The organism is Streptomyces palmae (assembly GCF_004684805.1).
GTDB classification, from domain to species: domain Bacteria; phylum Actinomycetota; class Actinomycetes; order Streptomycetales; family Streptomycetaceae; genus Streptomyces; species Streptomyces palmae.
This window is the reverse complement of record NZ_SRID01000024.1, coordinates 14569-37977: the sequence shown is the minus strand read 5'-3', so window position 1 is coordinate 37977 and position 23409 is coordinate 14569. Positions and strand designations below refer to the sequence as shown.

15 protein-coding genes and 1 pseudogene are annotated in these 23409 nt (G+C 74.1%); 6 read left to right on the top strand and 10 right to left on the bottom strand.

The annotated features are described in order from the left end of the window. The first annotated feature begins 96 nt into the window (after positions 1-96). From E4099_RS04780 to E4099_RS04770, 3 genes are all read left to right on the top strand, one after another. Positions 97-852, top strand: coding sequence for an enoyl-CoA hydratase/isomerase family protein (locus E4099_RS04780; RefSeq protein ID WP_135337663.1), 756 nt, complete (start codon positions 97-99; stop codon positions 850-852). Positions 853-907: 55 nt separating this feature from the next. After that, positions 908-1771: an SCO6745 family protein gene (locus E4099_RS04775; RefSeq protein ID WP_135337662.1), complete on the top strand. Its 864-nt coding sequence runs from the start codon at positions 908-910 to the stop codon at positions 1769-1771. Between the two features lie 124 nt (positions 1772-1895). Next, the gene (locus E4099_RS04770) at positions 1896-4343 is read left to right on the top strand and encodes a Tex family protein (protein ID WP_135337669.1); all 2448 of its coding nucleotides are present in this window, start codon (positions 1896-1898) and stop codon (positions 4341-4343) included. 619 nt (positions 4344-4962) lie between these two features. On the opposite strand, the gene E4099_RS04765 is transcribed toward E4099_RS04770, so the two are convergent. Beyond that, a complete protein-coding gene (locus E4099_RS04765; RefSeq protein WP_135337661.1) occupies positions 4963-6600 on the bottom strand; it encodes an ABC-F family ATP-binding cassette domain-containing protein in 1638 nt (545 codons plus the stop codon). Between the two features lie 310 nt (positions 6601-6910). Between E4099_RS04765 and E4099_RS04760 the strand changes: the two genes are divergently transcribed. Next, positions 6911-7867, top strand: coding sequence for an FAD-dependent oxidoreductase (locus E4099_RS04760; RefSeq protein ID WP_135337660.1), 957 nt, complete (start codon positions 6911-6913; stop codon positions 7865-7867). A gap of 235 nt (positions 7868-8102) precedes the next feature. Here E4099_RS04760 and E4099_RS04755 read toward each other — a convergent pair whose 3' ends face one another. From E4099_RS04755 to E4099_RS04740, 4 genes and pseudogenes are all read right to left on the bottom strand, one after another. Next, positions 8103-8813, bottom strand: coding sequence for an NUDIX hydrolase (locus E4099_RS04755; RefSeq protein WP_135337659.1), 711 nt, complete (start codon positions 8811-8813; stop codon positions 8103-8105). A 50-nt stretch (positions 8814-8863) separates the two neighbouring features. Beyond that, positions 8864-10387, bottom strand: a complete 1524-nt coding sequence (locus E4099_RS04750; RefSeq protein WP_245244597.1) for a hypothetical protein — start codon at positions 10385-10387, stop codon at positions 8864-8866. Between the two features lie 83 nt (positions 10388-10470). Further along, on the bottom strand, positions 10471-11802 hold the full coding sequence (locus tag E4099_RS33510; RefSeq protein ID WP_209446521.1) for a M14 family metallopeptidase: 1332 nt from the start codon (positions 11800-11802) through the stop codon (positions 10471-10473). A 95-nt stretch (positions 11803-11897) separates the two neighbouring features. After that, positions 11898-13838, bottom strand: a pseudogene (locus E4099_RS04740) (Xaa-Pro dipeptidyl-peptidase); the annotation flags it as partial. Between the two features lie 220 nt (positions 13839-14058). On the opposite strand from E4099_RS04740, the gene E4099_RS04735 reads away from it, so the two are divergent. After that, positions 14059-15552 carry a M1 family metallopeptidase gene (locus E4099_RS04735; RefSeq protein ID WP_135337657.1) on the top strand — a complete coding sequence of 498 codons (1494 nt, stop codon included), beginning with the start codon at positions 14059-14061 and terminating at the stop codon, positions 15550-15552. 183 nt (positions 15553-15735) lie between these two features. Beyond that, entirely contained in the window at positions 15736-16437 is a 702-nt protein-coding gene (locus tag E4099_RS04730) for a MerR family transcriptional regulator (protein WP_135337656.1), read from the top strand. A gap of 254 nt (positions 16438-16691) precedes the next feature. Here the strand turns inward: E4099_RS04730 and E4099_RS04725 are convergent, their stop codons facing one another. The 5 genes from E4099_RS04725 to E4099_RS04705 all read right to left on the bottom strand — a co-directional run bounded on the left by E4099_RS04725 (position 16692) and on the right by E4099_RS04705 (position 23404). Next, complete coding sequence (locus tag E4099_RS04725) at positions 16692-18902, bottom strand: 3-hydroxyacyl-CoA dehydrogenase NAD-binding domain-containing protein (RefSeq protein ID WP_135337655.1); 2211 nt, start codon at positions 18900-18902, stop codon at positions 16692-16694. 29 nt (positions 18903-18931) lie between these two features. Then, complete coding sequence (locus tag E4099_RS04720; protein WP_135337654.1) at positions 18932-20146, bottom strand: acetyl-CoA C-acetyltransferase; 1215 nt, start codon at positions 20144-20146, stop codon at positions 18932-18934. A gap of 191 nt (positions 20147-20337) precedes the next feature. Then, positions 20338-21480, bottom strand: a complete 1143-nt coding sequence (locus tag E4099_RS04715) for an acyl-CoA dehydrogenase family protein (protein ID WP_135337653.1) — start codon at positions 21478-21480, stop codon at positions 20338-20340. Further along, positions 21477-22622, bottom strand: coding sequence for a CaiB/BaiF CoA transferase family protein (locus tag E4099_RS04710; RefSeq protein ID WP_135337652.1), 1146 nt, complete (start codon positions 22620-22622; stop codon positions 21477-21479). Before E4099_RS04710 ends, E4099_RS04715 begins: the two co-directional genes overlap by 4 nt. Positions 22623-23017: 395 nt before the next feature. Next, positions 23018-23404 carry an MmcQ/YjbR family DNA-binding protein gene (locus E4099_RS04705; protein WP_135337651.1) on the bottom strand — a complete coding sequence of 129 codons (387 nt, stop codon included), beginning with the start codon at positions 23402-23404 and terminating at the stop codon, positions 23018-23020. Positions 23405-23409: the final 5 nt, after the last annotated feature.

Here is a 23409-nt window from a genome sequence, read left to right as displayed (position 1 = left end):
CTCCCGTCCCCCTGCGCCCCCGGCGTACGCGGCAGCCCCCGGCGACCTCGGTGGCTGCCCGCCGGCGCCCCGGCCGGCCCGGATACCATCCGCCGCATGGAGCCCCGCCTGGAGCACGCGGTCGCCGAAGGCGTCGCCACCGTCGTCATCAGCAATCCGGCCAAACGCAACGCGATGACCACCGGCATGTGGCGGGAACTGCCCGCCGTGCTGGACCGGTACGCCGCCGACCCCGGGGTACGGGCCCTGGTGCTCACCGGCGCCGGGGACACCTTCTGCGCGGGCTTCGACATCGGGGCCCTGGCCGAGGAGGCGGGGGTCAAGGGCCTGGCGGTGGAGGCCGAGGAGGCGCTCGCCGCCTTCCCCAAGCCCACGCTGGCCGCGGTGCGCGGCTCCTGCGTGGGCGGCGGCTGCCAGCTGGCCGCCGCCTGCGACCTGCGGTTCGCCGAGGAGGGCAGCCGGTTCGGGGTCACCCCGGCCAGGCTCGGCGTCGTCTACCCGCCCTCCTCCACCCGCCGACTGGAGCGGCTGGTCGGCCCCGGCACCGCCAAATACCTTCTCTTCTCGGCCGAGTTGATCGACGCCCAGCGGGCCCTGCGCACCGGACTGGTGGACGAGGTGCTGCCGGGCGGCACGTTGGGCGAGCGGGTGGCGGAGTTCACCGCGGTACTCGCCTCCCGGTCGCAGCTGAGCCAGGTGGCGGCCAAGGAGTTCATGGCCGGCCCGGACGATCCGGCCCGCCTGGCGTACTGGGCGGAACAGGCCCGGCACAGCGGCGAGGAGGCCGAGGGGGTGGCCGCGTTCCTGGAGCGCCGACCGCCGCGCTTCGCCTGGACCCGGCCCGGGCCCTGAGCGGTTTCCGGCCGTTCGGGCCGCCGCCGGCCGTACCGATCGGTAGCGTGCGGCCATGACCTCTCTGCCCGAGCGCGCCGGACGGCGCTGCCAGAACGTCATCAACCCCCTGCACGCCGCCATCTACTTCACCCCGGACTTCCAGCAGGAGGTGGCCCGGCACGGGGTGACGGACCGGATGACCTCCTACTTCGTCGGCCGGTCGGCCGCGTTCGGCCAGGTCGGCCCGGGCCCGGTCGCCGCCGCCTTCTTCAACTTCAAGTACGAGCTGGTGGCCCGGCACATACCGGCCGCCTGGGACGTGATCACCCCGCAGGCCGCCCTGGACGCCCGGCTGCGGGCGGCGGACTCGATGCTGCGGCGGCTGCTGGGCGAGGAGGCCATCGCCGACAAGGAGATGGCCGAGGCCGCCGAGCTGGCGCTGCGCGCCGCCGAGGGCTGTTCCCGGGCCGCCCGCCCGCTGTACGCCGCCCACGCCGACCTGCCGGTGCCGGACGCCCCGCACCTGGCCCTGTGGCACGCTGCCGGACTGCTGCGCGAGCACCGCGGCGACGGCCATTTGATGACCCTCGTCGACGCCGGTCTCGACCCGGTCGAGGCACTGGTCAGCCACACCGCCAGCGACCGGGGGATGTCCCCGGCCTGGGTGCTGCGCACGCGCGGCTGGTCGCCCGAGGAGTGGGCGGCGGCCCAGGACCGGCTGCGGGAGCGCGGAATGATGGACGCCGCGGGCGAGCTGACCGCCGCGGGCACCGCGCTCCGCAAGGACCTGGAGGACGCCACCGACCGGCTGGACCGGGCGCCCTTCGAGCACCTGGGCGCCGCCGGGACGGCCCGCCTCACCGAGCTGGCCGGGGCCTACACCGCCCAGGCCGCGGCGGCGGGCGCCTTCCCGCCGGACCTGCTCGGCAAGGGCTGACCTCCACCGGGGCACCGCCGCTTCCGCCCGCCCCGGCTCCTGCCGGGAGGTGCCCCGGTGAGCCGCCCCCACCTGCCACAATGCAAACGCAATCGGACGGGACGACAGGAAGCCGAGCGTGATCGTGACGACGTCCATCGAAGGCAGGATCGCCGAGGAGATCGGCGTACGGGAGCGGCAGGTGAGGGCCGCCGTCGAGCTGCTCGACGGCGGCTCGACCGTGCCGTTCATCGCGCGCTACCGCAAGGAGGCGACCGAGACGCTCGACGACGCCCAGCTGCGCACCATCGAGGAGCGGCTGCGGTATCTGCGCGAGCTGGAGGAGCGCCGGACGGCGATCCTGGACTCGATCCGGACGCAGGGCAAGCTGGACCAGGCGCTGGAGGCGCAGATCCTGGCCGCCGACTCCAAGGCGCGGCTGGAGGACATCTACCTCCCCTTCAAGCCGAAGCGGCGCACCAAGGCGCAGATCGCCCGGGAGGCCGGTCTGGAGCCGCTGGCCGACGGGCTGCTCGGCGACCCGTCGGTGGAACCGCTCGCCGCGGCGAGCGCCTTCGTCGACGCCGACAAGGGGGTCGCCGACCCGGCCGCGGCGCTGGAGGGCGCGCGGGCCATCCTCACCGAGCGGTTCGCGGAGGACGCCGACCTCATCGGCGAGTTGCGCGAGCGGATGTGGCAGCGCGGGCGGCTGGTCACCAAGGTGCGGGAGGGCAAGGGGGACGGCACGGAGGGCCCGGCGGCCAAGTTCGCCGACTACTTCGACTTCGCCGAGCCGTTCACCGAGCTGCCCTCGCACCGGGTACTGGCCATGCTGCGCGGCGAGAAGGAGGAGGTGCTCGACCTCACCCTGGAGCCGGAGGAGCCGGCCGAGGCGCCCGGCCCGTCGTCCTTCGAGCCGCTGATCGCCCGCCGGTTCGGGATCGCGGACCGCGGCCGCCCCGCCGACAAGTGGCTGGCCGACACGGTGCGCTGGGCCTGGCGCACCCGCATCCTGGTCCACCTCGGCATCGACCTGCGGCTGCGGCTGCGCACCGCCGCCGAGGACGAGGCGGTGCGGGTCTTCGCGGCCAACCTGCGGGACCTGCTGCTCGCCGCGCCGGCCGGCACCCGGGCCACCCTGGGCCTGGACCCCGGCTTCCGGACCGGGGTGAAGGTGGCCGTGGTGGACGCCACCGGCAAGGTGGTGGCCACCGACACCATCTATCCGCACGTGCCGCAGAACAAGTGGAACGAGTCGCTGGCCACGCTCGCCCGACTGGCCCGCGAGCACGCGGTGGAGCTGGTCGCCATCGGCAACGGCACCGCCTCCCGGGAGACCGACCGGCTGGCCGCCGAACTCTGCGCCAAGCACCCCGAGCTGAAGCTCACCAAGGTCGTGGTCTCCGAGGCGGGCGCCTCGGTGTACTCCGCCTCCGCCTTCGCCTCCCAGGAGCTGCCGGGGCTGGACGTCTCACTGCGCGGCGCGGTGTCCATCGCCCGCCGGCTCCAGGACCCGCTGGCCGAACTGGTCAAGATCGACCCCAAGTCGATCGGCGTCGGCCAGTACCAGCACGACCTGTCCGAGGTGAAGCTGTCCCGCTCGCTGGACGCGGTGGTCGAGGACTGTGTGAACGGCGTCGGGGTGGACGTGAACACCGCCTCCGCCCCGCTGCTGGCCAGGGTCTCGGGCATCGGCGCCGGGCTGGCCGAGAACATCGTGGCGCACCGGGACGCGAACGGGCCGTTCCGGTCCCGCCGGGCGCTCAAGGACGTGCCCCGGCTGGGCCCCAAGGCGTACGAGCAGTGCGCGGGCTTCCTGCGCATCCGCGGCGGCGACGACCCGCTGGACGCTTCCAGCGTGCACCCGGAGGCGTACCCGGTGGTGCGGGCCATGGCCAAGACGGTGGGCGGCGAGGTCGCCTCGCTGATCGGCAACGGCACGGTGCTGAAGTCGCTGAGGCCGGCCGACTTCGTGGACGAGAAGTTCGGTCTGCCGACCGTCGGCGACATCCTGCGCGAGCTGGAGAAGCCCGGCCGCGACCCCCGGCCCGCGTTCCGGACCGCCACCTTCAAGGAGGGTGTGGAGAAGATCGGCGACCTGGCCGCGGGGATGATCCTGGAGGGGGTCGTCACCAATGTCGCCGCGTTCGGCGCCTTCGTGGACGTCGGCGTCCACCAGGACGGGCTGGTGCATGTCTCGGCGATGTCCCGGACCTTCGTGAAGGACCCGCGCGATGTGGTCAAGCCGGGGGACATCGTGAAGGTCAAGGTGCTGGACGTGGACATCCCCCGCAAGCGGATCTCGCTGACGCTCCGGCTGGAGGACGAGAGCGGGGTCGCCGGCGGCGGGCGTGGCGGAAGTGGCCGGGGTGCCCGCGGCGGCCGCGGCGGCCGCGAGACGCGGGATGGCCAGGGTGGCCGGGACGGTCAGGGTGGCCGGGACGGTCAGGGTGGCCGGGACGGTGCCAAGGGTGGCACTCCGCAGCAGCGGCGCGGTGGCTCGCGCGGTGGCTCGCGGGACGCGGGCAGCCGGGACGCGGCCCCGGCGAACGGCGCGATGGCGGACGCGCTGCGCCGGGCTGGCCTGCTCTAGTCCTCGCGGACGGCGACCGTGGAGGGGGCTTGGGCTTTCCCCTCCACGGGGTGGCCTCCGGCCTGGGTTTCGGGGGCTGGGTGCCGCGTGATTCCTCTACTCCGGTGGTGGCGGTTGGTTGGCACCGCCGGGATGCCTCGTGGGGGTGTTCGCCGTTGCGGCGGAAAAAAGAGCGGCGGGACGTCGCTAGATTGCCTCGGGCGGCGGGCCGGAGGGCGTGCCGGGCCGCACCCGTGAGGTCCCGCCAATGCCCCGCGGCTCCTGTGCTCCGGTGATGGTGGCGGTTGTTCGGCACCGCCGGAACGCCTCGTGAGGGTGTTCGCCGTCGCGGCGGGGAAGAGCGGCGGGACGTCGCTAGATTGCCTCGGGCGGCGGGCCGGAGGGCGTGCCGGGCCCCACCCGTGAGGTCCCGCCAATGCCCCGCGGCTCCTGTGCTCCGGTGATGGTGGCGGTTGTTCGGCACCGCCGGAACGCCTCGTGAGGGTGTTCGCCGTCGCGGCGGGAAAGAGCGGCGGGACCTCGATGAGGTCCCGCCGGAGAGCGCCGTGGGGGTGTTCGCCGTCGCGGCGGGGAAGAGGGACGGGCGCGTCGCTGGGTCGCCTTCGGGCGGCGGGGGCTGTCAGGGTTCTGTGAGGTGGCCGTTGGAGACGTGGAGGTGGCGGGTGGTGTGGACGGCGTCGAGCATGCGGCGGTCGTGGGTGACCAGGAGCAGCGTGCCGGGGTAGGTGGCCAGCGCGGACTCCAGTTGCTCGATGGCGGGCAGGTCGAGGTGGTTGGTCGGCTCGTCGAGGACCAGCAGGTTGACACCGCGGGCCTGGAGGAGCGCCAGGGCCGCTCGGGTGCGTTCGCCGGGCGACAGGGTGGCGGCGGACCGCAGCACGTGGTCCGCCTTGAGCCCGAACTTGGCGAGCAGGGTACGTACCTCCGCCGGCGGCAGGTCGGGGGTGGCGGCGCCGAAGGCGTCCAGTAGGGACTCGCCGCCGAAGAACAGCGCGCGGGCCTGGTCGACCTCGCCGACCACCACACCGGAGCCGAGCGTGGCGGAGCCCTCGTCCAGGGGGAGCCGGCCGAGCAGCGCGGCCAGCAGGGTGGACTTGCCGGAGCCGTTGGCGCCGGTGATCGCGACCCGGTCGGCCCAGTCGATCTGGAGGTTCACCGGGCCGAGCCGGAACTCCCCGCGCTGGACCTCGGCACCGCGCAGGGTGGCCACCACCGCGCCGGAGCGGGGGGCGGCGGCGATCTCCATCCGCAGCTCCCACTCCTTGCGCGGCTCCTCGACCGTCTCCAGCCGCTCGATCATCCGGTCGGTCTGGCGGGCCTTGGCGGCCTGCTTCTCGGTGGACTCGACCCGTGCGTTCCGGGCGATCTTGTCATTGTCGCTGGCCTTGCGCCGGGCGTTCTTGACGCCCTTCTCCATCCAGGCCCGCTGGGTACGGGCCCGGGCCTCCAGCGTGGCGCGGGTGGTGGCGTACTCCTCGTAGCGCTCCCGGGCGTGCCGGCGGGCGGTCTCGCGCTCCTCCAGATAGGCCGTGTAGCCGCCGCCGAACAAGGTCACCTGCTGCTGGGCCAGGTCGATTTCCAGCACCTTGTGCACGGTGCGGGCCAGGAACTCGCGGTCATGGCTGACCAGGACGGTCCCGGCGCGCAGGCCCTGGACGAACTCCTCCAGGCGCCGCAGCCCCTCCAGGTCCAGGTCGTTGGTGGGCTCGTCGAGCAGGAAGACGTCGTACCGGCTGAGCAGCAGCGAGGCGAGTGAGGCGCGGGCGGCCTGGCCCCCGGAGAGGGCGGTCATCGCGCGGTCCAGGCCGGTGTCCAGGCCGAGTGAGGCGACGACCTCCTCGGCCCGTTCGTCCAGGTCGGCGGCGCCGAGGGAGAGCCAGCGCTCCAGCGCGACGGCATAGGCGTCGTCGGCGCCGGGTGCTCCGTCGGCCAGCGCCTGGGTGGTGGCGTCCAGTTCCGCCTGGGCGGCGGCCACCCCGGTGCGGCGGGCCAGGAAGGCGCGCACGGTCTCGCCGGGGCGCCGGTCCGGCTCCTGGGGGAGGTGCCCGACGGTGGCGTGCGGCGGGCTGAGGCTGATCCCGCCCTGCTCCGGTTCGGCCAGCCCGGCGAGCATCCGCAGCAGGGTGGACTTGCCGGCGCCGTTGGCGCCCACCAGGCCGATCACCTCGCCGGGGGCCACCACCAGGTCGAGGCCGGAGAACAGGGTGCGGTCGCCGTGTCCGGCGGAGAGGTCCTTGGCTACCAGGGTTGCAGTCATCGCGGCCCGATCCTAGCCGGGCCCACGGGCCGGTCTCGCCTGGATTTCCCCTGGGTGCGGCTCCCGGCGGCCCGCGTCGCCGCCGGGCGCGGGTGCGGGGGAGGGTGGCCGGGCACCACGGCCCTCCCGCCCGGCCGGGCGCGGGCCACCGCGTGGTGGAGGGACGGGCGCGGGCGGTCACCGCCGGTCGAGGCGGACGCTCACGTTCCGCAATCGTCGGTGGATACAGCCCCATCTGACCCGAGTGGGGTGGAAAGGTGCCCCAGCCCGACCCCTCCTCAAGGGACTGCCCCGCACCTAGGCTGAGCGAATGACGAGCGACGTGATCGTGATCGGCGGCGGGGTGATCGGGCTGACCACGGCGGTCGTCCTGGCGGAGGAGGACCCCGGTCGGCGGGTCGCCGTCTGGACCCGGGACCCGATCGAGCACACCACCTCCGCGGTGGCCGGCGGGCTGTGGTGGCCCTATCGCATCGAGCCGCTGGAGCGGGTGGGCGACTGGTCCCTGGAGACGCTGTCGGTGCTGACGGAGCTGGCCGGGGCGGGTGGCGCGGTGACCGGGGTGCGGCTGGTGAGGGGCACCCAGGCCGGCACCGGCCTGGCGGAGCTCGGGCCCTGGGCCGAGGCGCTGCCGGAGCTGAGCCCGGCACGGCCCGAGGAGCTGGGCGGCCACGCCGAGGGCCTGCGGGCGCGGGTGCCGCTGGTCGACATGACGACCTATCTGCCCTATCTGCGGCGGCGGCTGGAGGCTGCGGGCGGGACCGTGTGCCACCGGGCCGCGGCCTCACTCGACGAGGCGGCGGCCGCGGCGCCGGTGGTGGTGAACTGCTCCGGACTCGGCGCCCGCGAACTGGCGCCGGACCCGGATGTGCGGCCGGTGCAGGGCCAGCTGGTGATCGTGGAGAACCCGGGCGTCCAGGAGTGGTTCGTAGCCGCCGACCACACCTCCAGCGACACCGTGTACGCGCTCCCCCAGCCGTACGGGCTGGTCCTGGGCGGCACCGCGCGGGAGGGCGCCTGGGACACCACCCCCGATCCGGAGGTGGCGGCGGCGATCCTGGCCCGCTGCGCCGGCGTCCATCCCCGGCTGGCGGGCGCCCGGGTGCTCAGCCACCGGGTGGGACTGCGGCCCGCCCGGTCCCGGGTCCGCCTGGAATCCGTGCCGCTGCCCGGCGGCGCCCGGTGCGTGCACAACTACGGGCACGGCGGCGCCGGGGTCACCGTCTCCTGGGGCTGCGCCCGGGAGGCGGCCCGCCTCGTGGGGTGAGCCCCCGGACGTACGAGGGGATGGTCCTGCGTCAGCGGCTGCCCTGAAGGGCGCCCCACGGGGAGACCCCGGCAGGCCGATCGGGTCCCGACTCGCCGGCTACACCTCCCGGGCGTACGAGGGAACCCCTGCGCGACGGCTGCCCGCGCCCGGCGCGCCGACCGGGCGCGAGAGCCACACGCTCAGGCCGGGCCCCGACGGCGGCGAGGACGGGCCGGGCCCCGACCGGTGGCGGCTAGGGCGCGGCCGGGCCCTGACCGGTGCCGTCCGGTGGGGGCGGGTCGGTGGTGGGCAGCAGGCCGGCCAGCCGGGCGCGGGTGAGCACGGCGAGGGTGAACCCGTCGGTGATCCGCCCGTCGGCCATCATGCGCTCGGCCTCGGCCGCGGTGACCAGGACCGTCCGCCGGATCGCCTCGGGTCCGGCCCCGCGCACCCCGGGCTCCTCCGGTTGCCGGGTCCGCGTCGCGAGGTGGGCCGCGTACAGCCGGACGGAGGCGGCCAGCAGCCCGGTGTCCGGGTGCAGCTCGCCGAGCGGCACCAGCTCCACCGCCTCCTCCCCGGTCTCCTCGGCCAGTTCCCGCGCCGCGTCGGCTGCCGGGTCGGGCGATTCGCCGCCGCCGCGCGGGGCTTCCAGGTGCCAGGCCCGGGTGGCGTGCCGGTACTGCTCGATCAGCAGCACCTCCCCGTCCCCGGTGATCGGCAGCACCACCACTCCGGGGCGCTCGGTGCTGGGCAGCACCCGTACGTACAGCCCCGGGGAGCCGTCCGGGAAGCGCACCGGGTCCCGGACGACGGTGATGTACGGGTCCGCGTAGACCACACCGACCGCGCCGGCACCGCGCCGAGCGTCCTCGGCCGTCACCTCCTGCGGCAGGATCTCGATGCCGCCGGGCTCGTTGCGGAACAGGTCGGGACGGGCTGCGCGGAGCTCCTGGTACGAGGTCAACGGGATCACGGTCCTCTCCGGGGCGTGCCGTACGGGCCGACGGGTGCGGATCAGTACTCGGGGATGTCGTCCAGCACGGTGCTGGTGCTGGTGGCGGGCGCGGCGCCGCGGCGCTCCCGGTAGCCGGGGAGCGCGCGCACCAGGGTGTGCAGCCGCTGCCACTCGCGGACGCTGTCGAGCTGGACGGTGGCCAGTTCGCGGGCGAACTTCTGCTCCCGGCGGCCGGATCTTCGGTTGCGCAGCACCAGCTGGACCGAGCCGCCGTAGGAGCTCACCGCCGCCGAGCCGATGCTGCCCACCACCGACCAGGACTCCTCGCCGCTGACCGCGGTGAACACCGCCCCGCCGACATTGACCACCACCTCGATCACCGGGGCCCAGGCGCGCGGCCGGGCCCGTCCGCCGCGCCGGGATTCGGCCAACCGGATGATCTCCCGGTTGAGTTCGAGGTAGCGCTGGAAGAGCGGGCCCACCCGCTCCTCGAAGTCCCGCGGGTCCATGGTGAGGGCGCTCAGCGCGCCCATGTACCGGTGCCAGCTCTCGCTCTGCCGCAGCTGCCATATGTCCTCCAGGCCGAGCGCGTCGACCTCGCCCGGGGTGAGCCGGTCCTGGACCGCGGCGAAGGACTGGCGGCGCAGGAAGAGCATGAGCTGCTCGGCGTCGGTGACGGTGCCGGCCGGCGAGCCGCCGCTGAGGTCGCGCCACTCCTGGAGGGCCACCCGGCGCAGGCTGCCGTTCGGGGTGAGCGGGTACATGCCCAGCGCATCGGCGAGGTTCACGTTGTAGATGAGGTCCAGTAGCTGCTTGACCTCCGCAGCGAACGGCTTGTCCTGGGCGAGTCGGCCGCCGGACACCGGCTCGCCGCTCGCGGTCACGAAGGCCCGGTACAGCTGGGTGCGGGTCACCCGCTCGTCCCGGACCCGGTGCTCGTTGCTGAACTGGACCACCTCGCCGATGGTCTCGGCGAAGCGGGCGGTGTCCTCCTCGGCGACGCCCACCTGGGCGGCGAGCAGCGGGATGTCCTTGGCGGTCAGGCCCTGCACCCGGGCGGCGAACGGGTTGAACAGCGCCGAGTCGGTGGCCTGGCGGTTCTCCTGGTCGTCCCAGGACAGCCGGACGCAGGTCACCCGGTCGGTCGCCGGCAGCTCCTCGACGGTCTCCTGCCAGGCCCGGAAGGCGGTCTCGTCGACCTCCACGTTCGCCGGGCGGTCGGTGGGTTCCCGCTCGCGCAGCAGGAAGGGCACCAGGGCGCCGTCCGCCAGCAGCCTCTGGTGTGCCCGGCGGGCCCGGCCGCCCGCGATCAGGTCCCGGCTGACGGCCGGGTTGTTGAAGAAGAACACCCGGTTCACCACCAGCTGCCGGGTGTTGATCAGGGCTCGGATGTACTCGGCCCGTACCTCCTTGCCGCGTGGATCGGCGACGTCCGCGAAGGAGCTGCCCTGCCGGGCCATGGTCCGGGTCAGTTCGGCCCCGGCCCACTGGTCGTCCAGCGACTGCGCGATCACCGCTCCCGGGTCCAGTCCCGCCGGGACCATCCGCACGACGGGCCGCCGGCCATCGGATGCCTGTGACACCTGTCCCCTCCCGTTGACCCGGCCCCGCCCGACGTCGTCCCCCGCCGGGGCGATCGGGTGGCGGCCGGCTACGACAACTCCCCTCATGCTAGGGGGCGTTGGCGTCCGGCGGTGGTCGTGTCCCGGCAGCTTTTCAAGGGGCGGGCGGCAGTCAGCGGGGAGGCGGCCCGGGCGTCCAGCAGCAGGGGCACCAGGGCGCGCAGCGGCTGGCGCAGCGGGACCAGGACCGTACCGTCGCGGTCCGGGCGCACCGCGATGCCGTGCAGCGCGAGTTCGTCGCCGACGCCCTGGTACTGGACGGCGCTGAGCCGGTAGCCGCAGGGCGGGTCGGTGAGCCGGTCGAGGTCGCCGGGCGGGAGGTTGTCGGCGCCGCCCAGGAAGACGGTGCCGCGGTCCCGGTAACCGGCCGACCGGGCGCGGTGGGTGGCCGCCGCGATCCGGTCCCGGTGGCGGGCGGCGAAGTCGAGGAGTCCGGCGAGGGCGGCCCGATGGGAGCGGACCCGGCGCCGGTTGTTCACCGCGGGGTCGGACCGCTCGGCCTCGGTGAGCGGGGTGACGCGGGACTCCACCAGGAGGCCCACCGCGTGCTTGATCCCGGCGGTGTTGCGCAGGATGCGTGCCTGGCCGTCGCCGGCGACCTGCTGGAGCGGGGCGCCGGTGGCCGGGTCGGTCCACAGGCCGTAGGTGCCGGTGGTGTACCCGGCGCGCTCGGCGGCCGGCCGCACGGCGGAGTCGGACAGGGCGCGGGCCTCGCGGCGCATCGGGTGAGCGGTGTTGGGGTTGCGGGGCCACAGGGTCAGCACGTCCTTGACGTAGTAGGGGTCGGTGGCCCCGTACTCGTGCAGGTCGTAGACGATCTCGGGCCGGTAGTCGCGCAGCACGCGGGCGATGGCGCGGGCCTCGGCGGTGCGCAGTGCGAGGTGGTCGCGGTTGATGTCGGCTCCCTCGGCGTTCCACCGGCTGTCGGCGGCCCGGCCGTCGGGGTTGGCGTCGGGCACCACCAGCACGGTGGTGCGGGCCAGGAAGCGCCGGGTGCGCCGGTCCTCGGCCAGGGCCAGGTCCCGCACGGTGGACAGGCAGGCCTCGCGGCCGGCGGGCTCGTCCCCGTGCTGACCGCAGATCAGCAGCACCGAGCTGCCGCGGGCGATACGGGCCGGGTCGGCGGGGGCGGCCGGGGCGCCGATGGCGACCAGCCGGATGGGACGCCGCTGTCCGGTGGTGCCGATGCGCCGCACCCGGGCCCGGTCGCCGGCGGCCTCCACGGCGGTGAGGAAGTCCCGCTCCTCGGTCTGGCTGGTCCAGCGGGCGCCGTGGCCGGCCTCGAAGCCGGTCCGGAGTGCCAAGACCGGGTCGGCCGCGCGCGCGGGCACGGCCGGCACCGAAGCGGCCAGGGCCGCGCCGGCGATGCCGCACAGGGCGGCCCGGTCCGCGGGTGCGGGGCGCCGACCCCTGCCGAGATGCCGACCCCTGCCACGGCGCCGCCCCCTTCCGAGGTGCCGACCCCTTCCGAGGTGCCGACCCCTGCCGGCGGGGTGCGGGGCCCGGCCGGGGCGGGAGCGGCGGCGGGTAGTGCCCGGTCTACCGCCGCCGGGCCGCCGACCACCGGCAGGCTCGCCGAGGTGCGGGTCAGATCGAGGGTCAGCCGGGGCCGGTCGGCGGGCGGCTCGATCAGCCCGGCGTCGGTGCCGGCGATGATCAGGGCGAGGCGGTGGCCGGCCGGCACGATGTGGTCGCCGGCCGCCAGGTCCACGGTGATGGTGTAGGGCCTGCCGGGGGTGAGCGGGCGGCCCCTGCGGGCGTCGGCATGGGTGCCGAGGTCGGCCCAGCCGCGGCTGAAGACGGTGTGGTGTACCACCGCGGTGTCCGGTTCGGTCACCTTGTAGCAGGCGCTGTCGCCGGCCGTGCCGCCGCCCCAGCAGTCGCGGTCGGTGCGAGTGCGGATGCCCTCGCCCGCACCGGTGTAGTCGCGGATGGTGTCCGGTCCGAGGTCGACCAGGACCGCGGACAGGTGCGCCGTGGCGGTGGTGGGAATGGCGGTCACGGTGACCCGGCCGGCGCCGGACAGCCTCAGGTCCCGGGTGAGCGGGGCGGTGGTGAAGCCGGCCTTGTCCGGGGTGGGCCGGTCGAGGTGTGCCGCCCAGTCGGCCTCCCCGTGCCGCGGGTCGTCGGTGAAGGTTTCGGCGCTGCCGGGCGCGGCGGGCACGGTGCCCAGCAGGCCCGTGCCCGCGGTGGTGCCCGGGCGCGGGTGGAGGGTGGTGGCCGCGGTGTGCTCGGCCGGCCAGCGGCGGTCGGTGGACCACTGTCCGGGGGCGCGCTCCACATCGGCCATCGGCTCCCGCTCGATGCCGTTGTCGATGCCCATCAGATAGTGGTCGAACCAGCGGTGCAGGGTGCGGACCCAGGTGGCGCGGCGGAAGTCGAAGGGGTCCACATGGCCGGTCTGGGAGAGCCAGACCTTCCGTTCCACGCCGGCCCGGGAGAGCGCCCGCCACCACTGGCCCAGGTGCCTGGTGCGGACGTTGAGGTCCTGCATGCCGTGCACCGCGAAGACGCTGGCGCGCACCGCGGATGCCTTCGGCACGTAGTCGCGACGGTCCCACAGCGCGGTCCGATCGCCGCTGCGCGGGGCGCCCCGGATCAGCCGCCGCTGGACGGCGCCGCAGCGCTCGCGGGCCCGCGGGCTCTCGACGGTCTCGGAGAGGGCGTCCGGTCCGGTGTCGTAGAGCGGGGCGCCCTGGGCGAAGTAGTAGTCGTACCAGGAGCTGATGGCGCCGATCGGCACGATGGTCCGCAGGCCCCGGACGCCGGTGGCGGCCACGCCGTTGGCGATGGTGCCGTCGTAGCTCTTGCCGATCATCCCGGTGCGGCCGTTGGACCAGCCCGCGGTGGCCGGGGTGGCGCCGGTGCGGGTGGTGTAGGCGCGGGCGCGGCCGTTGAGCCAGTCGACGACGGCCTTGGCGGACCGGATGTCCGAGGGGCCGCCGACGTCCACGCAGCCGTCGGAGCGGTTGGTGCCGGCCAGGTCCACCAGCACGGTGGCGTACCCGCGCGGCACGAAGTAGTTGTCGTAGAAGAGCGGGAAGCCGACGGGGTCGCCCGCCTGGTCATAGGTCTTCTTCTGGCTCTCGTTGCCGCGTCCGCAGCAGGAGTAGTACGGACTGGCGTCCATGATCACCGGTACCCGGTGGCCGGCCCGGCTGGCTTCCCGGGGCCGGACGATGTCCACCGCCACCCGGTCGGCGAGCCCGTCCCGGTCGCCGTCCAGGCCGGTGTCCACCCACACGGACTCGCGGATGGCGTCCTGGTACGAGTAGACCGGGCGGGTCTCCCGCGGCGCGGCGGGGGCCGCCTGTGCGGCGGGCGGGGCGAGGAGGGTGGCCGACAGCGCGGTGAGCGCCGCCGCTACGAGCAGGGTCCAGGGGCTGCGGGGATTCAGCGCACGTTGCGGCACGGCGGGACGGTAGCGCGGCGGGCGGTCCGCACGTAAGAGGCCCTCGACCGGCGGGCATCGGCGCGGTGGCGGGAGGGAAACCCGGTGTTCCGGGGGCGATTGGGACGTCCGATGTCGCCCTCGTGTCGAACAGATGACAGAAACCGTCGTGGACACGACGATTCGGCGAGGGGTACATAGAGTCCTGAGTGATCGCTCTCCCCGACGAGTTGGAGGACTCGTGCGCCACAGACTCTACGTGCCGACGGCGGCCGCGGCCTGCCTGCTGCTGGCGATCCCGGCATCGGCGGCCCAGCCCACCCCGGGCGCCCCCGGCATCGGGGACTCCTACTACCCGACCTACGGCAACGGCGGGTACGACGTGTCCCATTACGACCTGCGCCTGAAGTACCAGCCCGAGGACGACGGCCTGGAGGGCACGGCGACCATCACCGCCACCGCCAAGCAGGACCTGTCCCGCTTCAACCTGGACTTCGCCCTCGACGTCGACTCGGTGCTGGTGGGCGGCAAGAAGGCCGGTTTCGCGAAGACCGGTGACCACGAGTTGGAGATCACCCCCTCCTCGGCGCTGGCCTCCGGCCGCTCGTTCACGGTGGTGGTGCGCTACCGCGGCACGCCGTCCGCGGTCGAGGCCTCGGGCTTCACCGGCTGGCTGCGCACCCCCGACGGCGGGGTCGCGGCCAACGAGCCGGAGAGCGCCTGGTGGTGGTTCCCCAGCAATGACCACCCGCTGGACAAGGCCACCTACGACGTCTCGGTGGCGGTGCCGGACGGAACCCAGGCGATCAGCAACGGCACGCTCCAGTCGAGCAGTTCGAAGCTGGGCTGGACGCGCTACAACTGGCGCTCCAGCAAGCCCCAGGCCACCTATCTGGCGACGCTGGCGGTGGGCAGGTTCGACATCACCACCGACACCACCGCCGACGGGCTGCCCGTCATCAACGCCTACAGCAAGGACCTGGGCGCCAACGACGGGGCGGCGCGGGCGAGCGTGGAACGCAGCATCGAGGTCGCCGACTGGCTCGGCGAGGTCTTCGGCCCGTACCCCTTCGACGCGCTCGGCGGCTATGTCCCGAACGTGCCCACCGGTTACGCCCTGGAGACCCAGACCCGGCCGTTCTACAGCCCCCGGCAGTTCGCCAACGGCTCCAACGTCTCGGTGGTCGTGCACGAACTGGCCCACCAGTGGTACGGCGACAGCGTGTCGCTGAAGGACTGGCGCGACATCTGGGTCAACGAGGGCTTCGCCCGCTACGCGCAGTGGCTGTGGTCGGAGAAGGAGGGCGAGGGCACCGCGCAGGAGCTCGCCGACTACGTCTACTCCCAGCACCCGGCCGACGACCCGTTCTGGACCGTCAAGCCGGGCGACCCGGGTCCGGAGAACCAGTTCCACGGCGCGGTCTACGACCGGGGCGCGGTGGCCCTCCAGGCGCTGCGCAACGAGGTGGGCGACAAGGACTTCTTCGCCATCCTCAAGCAGTGGCCGACGCAGCACCGCTACGGCAACGCCTCGGTCGCCGACTTCCGGAAGTTCGCCGAGCAGGTCTCCGGGAAGCGGCTGACCGAGCTCTTCGACACCTGGCTGTTCACACCGTCCAAGCCGTCCGCCCTCAGCGCCCGCCAGGCGGCCGTGGGCACCGTGAAGGCACCGGAGCGGCCCAGGTCCTGGAAGAAGATCCGAGCCACCGACTCGGTCCACGCGCACCGGCACTGAGCCGGCTCCCCGCGACACCACCGGCGCCCGCCGCCGACCGGCCCGACGAGCCGGTCGGCGGCGGGCGCCGCGCGTTCCGGGCACCCCGGGCGTGGGGTACGGGCCGGCCGCGGGGTTTCACACCGCTGGTGAGACAGCAATACTGTTGAACCTGGTAGCGCACCGGAGAGCGAGGAACGGCCGATGACCACCGAGACCGGGGAACCGACACTCACCGTCGACGAACTCGCGGCCCGGGCCGGGGTGACCGTCCGCACGGTGCGCTTCTACAGCACCCGGGGGCTGCTGCCGCCGCCGGTGATCGGCCCCCGGCGGGTCGGCCACTACGGTCCCGAGCACCTGTCCCGGCTGGCGCTGATCGAGGAGCTCCAGCACCACGGGATGACGCTGGCCGCCATCGAGCGCTACCTGAGCCGGCTGCCCGCCGACCTGAGCGCCGACGATCTGGCCATCCACCGGGCGCTGGTGGCCTCCTGGGCCCCGGACGCCCCGGAGGACGCCACCCGGGAGCAGTTGGCGCGGCGGGCCGGGCGGGAGCTGACCGAGGAGGACCTCGACCGGCTGGCCGCGATGAGCGTGCTGGAGCGCACCGCGGACCCGGAGGTCTTCCGGGTCGACCCCTCGGTGCTCCACCTGGGGATGCGGCTGCTCGACGTGCCGATCACGCTGGAGGCCGTGCTGGCCGCGCACACCGTGGTGCTGGAGCACTCCCGGGCGGCGGCGCGGGAGTTGAGCCGGCTGTTCCGCGAGGAGGTCTGGGGCGAGGAGGTCTCGGCGATCAAGTCGCTCTCCGCCCATATGCAGCCGCTGGTGGTCCAGGCCCTGGTGATCGCCTTCCAGCGGTCCATGCGGGAGGAGCTGCGGGCCTGGTACAGCGAGGGCTGACCGGGCCCGCGGGCTTCCGCGCCCGCTCGGCGGGGCCACCGCGGTGGCCGAGGCGAGTGGGCACCCCGACGCGGTCATCCGCCGGACCTCGGTGGTGAACGCCACCGCCGGTCCGCCCGGCACGGCCGGGCCCGCGGTCGCCCGGGCACCGCCGCCCCGCCCCGGCGGTCCCGGGACACCTCGGGGGAACGGGAGGACGGCACCCTCCCGGAAGGGATGCCCCACCTCCGGGAGGGTTCTCGGTCAGGGCCGGATCACTCGTCGCGGAAGACCTCGCCCGCCTCCGCCTTGGCCAGCAGCAGCCCCGGAGGGGCGAAGCGGTCGCCGTAGGCGGCCTGCAACTCGCGGGCGCGGGCCGCGAAGCCGGGCAGTCCGACGAGCGACTCCCGCCCTTCCCCGCCCTGGTAGCCGTTGATGTACTGGAGCACTCCCCCGGTCCAGGCGGGGAAGCCGATCCCCATGATGGAACCGATGTTGGCGTCCGCGACGGAGGTGAGCACCCCCTCCTCCAGCAGCCGGACGGTGTCGATGGCCTCGGCGAACAGCATCCGCTCCCGCATGTCCCGGAACGGGATCTCCGCGTCCTCCCGGGTGAAGTGCTCGCGCAGCCCCGGCCACAGCCGGGTCCGCTTGCCGGTGGCCTCGTCGTACTCGTAGAAGCCCGCCCCGCCGCTACGTCCGGGCCGTCCGAACTCGTCGATCATCCGGTCGATCACGGCGTCCGCCGGGTGCGCCGGCCAGCTGCCGCCGGACTCCTCGACAGCCCGCCGCGTCTCCTCGCGGATCCGGCGCGGCAGGGTGAGGGTGAGCTCGTCCATCAGCGAGAGCACCTTGGCCGGGTATCCGGCCTGGGCCGCGGCCTGCTCCACGGAGGCCGGGTCCAGCCCCTCCCCCACCATGGCCACGCCCTCGTTGATGAACTGGCCGATCACCCGCGAGGTGAAGAACCCCCGCGAGTCGTTGACCACGATGGGCGTCTTGCGGATCTGGCGCACCAGGTCGAACGCGCGGGCCAGTGCCTCCTCGCCGGTCCGCTCGCCCTTGATGATCTCCACCAGCGGCATCTTGTCGACCGGCGAGAAGAAGTGCAGGCCGACGAAGTCGGCGGGCCGCCGCACCCCCTCGGCGAGCAGGGTGATGGGCAGGGTGGAGGTGTTGGAGCAGAGCAGGGCGTCGGGCTCGACGATGCCCTCGATCTCCTGGAACACCTTGTGCTTGAGGGCCGGGTCCTCGAAGACCGCCTCGATGACCGCGTCGCAGCCGGCCAGGTCCCGCGGGTCGGCGGTCGGGGTGATCCGGGCCAGCAGCTCGTCCCGCCGCGCCTCGGTGGTGCGGCCCTTGGCCAGCGCCTTGGCGAGCAGCCCGGCCGAGTACTCCTTGCCCCGGGCGGCGGCCTCGGCGGACACGTCCTTGAGGACCACCTCGATGCCGGCGCGGGCGCAGGAGTAGGCGATGCCGGCGCCCATCATCCCGGCGCCGAGCACCGCGACCTTGCGGACCTTGCGCGGCGGCACACCGTCCGGCCGGCTGCGGCCGGCGTTGACCGCCTGGAGGTCGAAGAAGAACGCCTGCATCATGTTCTTGGCGGTCTGGCCGGTGACCAGCTCGGTGAAGTACCGGGCCTCGATGACCTGCGCGGTCTCGAAGTCGACCTGGGCGCCCTCGACGGCGGCGGCCAGGATGTTGCGCGGCGCCGGATAGGGGGCGCCGCCCAGCTGCTTGCGCAGGTTGGCCGGGAAGGCCGGCAGGTTCGCGGCGAACGTGGGGTGCGCCGGGGTGCCGCCGGGGATCTTGTAGCCCTTGACGTCCCAGGGCTGCTGGGACTCGGGGTGGGCGTCGACGAAGGCACGGGCCCGGGCCAGCATCTCCTCCTCGGTGGCCACGACCTCGTGCACCAGGCCCTCGGCCAGGGCGCGCTGCGGGGCGTACTGGCGGCCCTGCAGCAGCACCTTGAGCAGGGCGTCGGTGATGCCCAGCAGCCGGACGCTGCGCACCACGCCGCCGCCGGCCGGCAGCAGGCCCAGGGTGACCTCGGGCAGGCCGATCTTCGACTGGGGGGCGTCCAGGGCGATCCGGTGGTGGCAGGCGAGCGCGATCTCGTAACCGCCGCCCAGGGCCGCGCCGTTGATCGCGGCGACCAGCGGCTTGCCCAGGGTCTCCAGGCGGCGCAGGTCGCGCTTGACGCCCATGCCCGCGTCGAACGCCTGCTGCGCCTCGGCGGGGGTGATCCGGATCATGTCGCGCAGGTCGCCGCCGGCGAAGAAGGTCTTCTTGGCGGAGGTGACGATGATGCCGCGGATGGTGTCCCGCTCGGCCTCGGCGCGGTCGGCCACCGCCGTCAGCGAGGTCATGAAGGCGGCGTTCATGGTGTTGGCGGACTGCTCGGGGTCGTCCAGGACGAGGGTGACGACTCCGGTCTCGTCCTGTTCCCAGCGGATGGTGGTCGCTGCGGGGGTCTCGCTCATGTTGGGCTGCTCCGTAGGGGAAGGGACGGTCAGAGACGTTCGATGACGGTGGCGATGCCCATGCCGCCGCCCACGCACAGCGTCACCAGGCCGAAGCGCTTGTCCTGGCGCTCCAGCTCGTCGATGAGCGTGCCGAGGATCATCGCGCCGGTGGCGCCCAGCGGGTGGCCCATGGCGATGGCGCCGCCGTTGACGTTGATCTTGTCCAGGCTCAGGTCCATGTCCCGGGCGAAGCGCAGCACCACGGCGGCGAACGCCTCGTTGATCTCGACCAGGTCGATGTCGTCGATGGTCAGACCGGCCTTGGCGAGCGCCTTGTGGCAGGCCGGGGCGGGGCCGGTGAGCATGATGGTCGGCTCGGCGCCGGAGACCGCGGCGGAGACGATGCGGGCGCGCGGGGTGAGCCCGAAGCGCTCGCCGATCGCGCCGCTGCCGATGGCCACCAGGGCCGCGCCGTCCACCAGGCCGGAGGAGTTGCCCGCGTGGTGGACGTGGTCGATGGCCTCCACCCAGTGGTACTTCTGCAGCGCCACCGCGTCGAAGCCGCCCGCCTCGCCGATCGTGGCGAAGGAGGGCTTGAGGGAGGCCAGGCCCTCCGCGGTGGTGCCCGGCCGCACGTGCTCGTCGCGGTCCAGGACGACCAGCCCGCTGCGGTCCCTGACCGGGACCACGGAACGGTCGAAGCGGCCCTCCTTCCAGGCGGCCGCGGCCCGCTCCTGGGACAGCGCGGCGAAGGAGTCCACGTCGGTGCGGCTGAAGCCCTCGATGGTGGCGATCAGGTCGGCGCTGACGCCCTGCGGTACGAAGCCGGTCTCGTAGGCGGTCATCGGGTCGGCGAACCAGGCGCCGCCGTCGGAGCCCATCCGCACCCGCGACATGGACTCCACACCGCCGGCCAGCACCAGGTCCTCCCAGCCGGAGCGCACCTTGGCCGCGGCCAGGTTGACGGCCTCCAGGCCGGAGGCGCAGAAGCGGTTCTCCTGGACGCCGGCCACCGTGTGGGGCAGTCCGGCGGCGATGGCCGCGACCTTGGCGATGTCGGCGCCCTGGTCGCCGAGCGGGCTGACCACGCCGAGCACGATGTCGTCGATGGCGGCCGGGTCGACCGAGGGGAAGCGGTCCCGGAGTTCGTGGATGAGGCCCACCACCAGGTCGATGGGCTTGGTGCCGTACAGGGCGCCATTGGCCTTGCCGCGCCCGCGCGGGGTGCGGATGGCGTCGTAGACATACGCTTCGGTGGTCACGGTGTGCCTTTCGTGGACAGGTACGACGGTGCGCCGGTGCGGCGATACGGCGGTGCGGCGGTGCTGGACGGCGCGGGCGGCGGGTTCCGGTCGGCCCCGGCTCGGCCGGGACCGCCGGGGCTGGACGGTGTCGCGGTCCGGCGCCGGCCGCGGCGCCCTCGCGGGGCCGGCCTGGCGGGACCGGACGGGGTTCACGACAGCAGCGAGCGGCCGATGATCTCCTTCATGATCTCGGTGGTCCCTCCGTAGATCGTCTGGATACGGCAGTCGGTGTACGCCTTGGCGACCGGGAACTCGGTCATGTAGCCGTAGCCGCCGTGCAGTTGCAGGCAGCGGTCGGCGACCCGCTTGTTCAGCTCGGTCGACCACCACTTGGCCATCGAGGCGTGCACCGCGTCCAGTCCGCCGGCCGTGTGCTCGGTGATGCAGCGGTCCAGGAAGGCGCGGGCCACCGCGCACTCGGTGGCCATCTCGGCGATCTCGAAGCGGATGTGCTGGAGCCTGGCCAGCGGCCGGCCGAACGCCTCGCGCTCCTTGACATAGCGGGTGGTGATCTCCAGCAGGCCCTCGGCGGCGGCCACCGCGGCGACCGCGATGCTCAGCCGCTCCTGGGCCAGGTGGGTCATCAGGTGCACGAAGCCGCCGTTCACCTCGCCGAGCAGGTTCTCCTTGGGCACCCGTACGTCGGTGAAGAACAGCTCGGCGGTGTCCTGCGCCTTCTGGCCGATCTTGTCGAGGTTGCGACCGCGCTCGAAGCCGGCCATGCCGCGCTCCACGACCAGCAGACTCAACCCGTGCGCGCCGCCCTCGGGGGTGGTGGCGGCCACCACGATCACCAGGTCGGCCAGGATGCCGTTGGAGATGAAGGTCTTGGAGCCGTTGAGCAGCCAGTGGTCGCCCTGGTCGGTGGCGGTGGTGCGGATGCCCTGGAGGTCGGAGCCGGCGCCCGGCTCGGTCATCGCGATGGCCGTGACGATCTCGCCGGAGCAGAAGCCGGGCAGCCAGCGGCGCTTCTGGTCCTCGGTGGCGAGCGAGGTGAGGTACGGGCCGATGATGTCGTTGTGCAGCGGGATGGCGAGTCCGGTGGCGCCGGCCCGGGCGAACTCCTCGGCCAGGACCGCAGCGTACCGGAAGTCGTCGGTCCCCCCGCCGCCGTACTCCTCGGGCACGGCCATGCCCAGCAGCCCCTGCCGGCCGGCGGCCAGCCAGGCGGCGCGGTCCACGACGCCGTCCTTCTCCCACCGCTCGTGGTGCGGCAGCACCTCCTTGTCGAGGAAGGTGCGCACGGTCTGCCGGAACGCCTCGTGCTCCGCGGTGAACAGCTCGCGCCTCATCGCTCGGTCTCCCTCTCCAGGTCGGTGGGCAGCCCCGGAACCCCCCAGTCGGCGGCGACCCCCGCGGCGTCCGCGCCGGGCGTCGCGGGCGGTCGGCGGACCGCGGTGGGGGTGGCGCCGAAGCGCGGCGCGGGGGCCGGCTGGGTGATGCCCGCGTGCCGGACGAAGGTGCCGCGGGCGGCCAGGTGCGGGTGGCCGGGGGCCTCGCGCAGCGAGAGCACCGGGGCCACACAGGCGTCCGAGCCCTCGAAGACCTCCGTCCACTCCTGGCGGGTGCGCTCCTTGAAGCGGGCGGCGACCGCGGCGCGCAGCTCGCCCCAGCGGTCGAAGTCCTCGCGGGCCGGCACCGCCTCCGCCAGGTCCAGCAGCCGGATGAACTCCGCGTAGAACTTGGGCTCCAGCGCGCCGACCGCCATGTAGCCGCCGTCGGCCGTCTCGTAGCTGCCGTAGAACGGGGCCCCGCCGTCCAGCAGGTTGGCGCCGCGCCGGTCCTGCCAGCCGCCGGCCGCCATCATGCCGTGGATCATCGAGGTGAGGTGGGCGGTACCGTCCACGATGGCGGCGTCCACCACCTGGCCGGCGCCGGTGGCCCGGGCGTGGTGGAGGGCCGCCAGGACGCCGATGACCAGGTAGAGCGAGCCGCCCGCGTAGTCGCCGAGCAGATTGGCCGGGATGGCGGGCGGCTGCCGGACATCGGCGCCGATCATGGACAGCGCGCCGGTGATGGCGATGTAGCCGATGTCGTGTCCGGCGGTGTCGGCGAGCGGGCCGTCCTGGCCCCAGCCGGTCATCCGCCCGTAGACCAGGGCGGGATTGCGCTCCAGGCACTCCTCGGGGCCCACGCCCAGGCGCTCGGCCACCCCGGGGCGGTACCCCTCGATGAGGATGTCGGCGCGGGCCACCAGGTCGAGCACCGCGGCCGGCCCCTCCGGGGACTTGAGGTCGAGCAGCACCGAGCGCTTGTTGCGGTTGGTGACGTCGGACGCGGGGTCGACGCGGAGCCCGCCCCCGCCGGGACGGTCGATCCGTACGACGTCCGCCCCCAGGTCGCCCAGGAGCATCGCGGCGAACGGGCCGGGCCCGATGCCCGCCAGCTCCACCACGCGCACCCCGGTCAGGGGACCGTGCCCTGTCGCCGCCATCCAGTCACCAGCCTTTGTGACAGTACTGCTGTAACACCGCCGATGCTAAGAACACGTTTCACTTTGCACAAGACCCTCTGCCCGACGGCTCCGTACGGCCCGGGGACGCGGGTGGCCGGCAACGCCGGGAGTGCCGACACCGAGCAGGCTGCCCGGGAGCCCGGACGGGGAGACACCGAGCCGAGGGGGCGGGGCCGCCCAGCCGGCGTGGCGGGGCACCCGACCGGCCACCGAGCCGGACCGGGCACCCGGCCGGGGGCATGGAGGCACCAGACCGGGCACCCGGCCGGGCATGGGTCGTCGCCGTGCGGGGCATCCGGCCGAGGACGCGGGGCCACCGGGACGGCATGGGGCACCCCGCGCCCGCGGGAGCAGGGGCGGCGGCGGTCCTGGGGTCAGGCGGTGCCGAGGAGGGATATCAGCCGCTTGGGCGCGATGGTCCGGTAGCTCTCCTCGACCCAGTCGCACAGCAGCTCGGCGTCGGGGGTGTCGGGGTCCGCCCCGCCCAGCGGGACGCTGACCCAGCCGGCGCGGCCCAGTCCGTAGCCGGCGAGGCGGGCGCCCGGCGCGGCCATGGCGTGCGCGTGGGCCTCCTCATCGGTGAGCTTGACCGTGATCCCGGGCGGGCCCTCGCCGCCCTCCGCGCCGAGGAAGACGAAGATCTTCTTGTTGACCTTGACCACGCTCTGGCCCCAGGGGAACTCCTCGACGGCTCCGGGCAGACCGAGCGCGAACTCCCGCACCCGCTCCCGTACCGCGAGCGGGTCTGGCGTGCCGGTCATCGGGC

Coding starts and splice junctions, on each gene's coding strand:
- E4099_RS04780 (WP_135337663.1), top strand. CDS start 97: ATGGAGCCCCGCCTGGAGCACGCGGTCGCCGAAGGCGTCGCCACCGTC.
- E4099_RS04775 (WP_135337662.1), top strand. CDS start 908: ATGACCTCTCTGCCCGAGCGCGCCGGACGGCGCTGCCAGAACGTCATC.
- E4099_RS04765 (WP_135337661.1), bottom strand. CDS start 6,600: ATGACTGCAACCCTGGTAGCCAAGGACCTCTCCGCCGGACACGGCGAC.
- E4099_RS04760 (WP_135337660.1), top strand. CDS start 6,911: ATGACGAGCGACGTGATCGTGATCGGCGGCGGGGTGATCGGGCTGACC.
- E4099_RS04730 (WP_135337656.1), top strand. CDS start 15,736: ATGACCACCGAGACCGGGGAACCGACACTCACCGTCGACGAACTCGCG.
- E4099_RS04725 (WP_135337655.1), bottom strand. CDS start 18,902: ATGAGCGAGACCCCCGCAGCGACCACCATCCGCTGGGAACAGGACGAG.
- E4099_RS04715 (WP_135337653.1), bottom strand. CDS start 21,480: ATGAGGCGCGAGCTGTTCACCGCGGAGCACGAGGCGTTCCGGCAGACC.
- E4099_RS04710 (WP_135337652.1), bottom strand. CDS start 22,622: ATGGCGGCGACAGGGCACGGTCCCCTGACCGGGGTGCGCGTGGTGGAG.
- E4099_RS04705 (WP_135337651.1), bottom strand. CDS start 23,404: ATGACCGGCACGCCAGACCCGCTCGCGGTACGGGAGCGGGTGCGGGAG.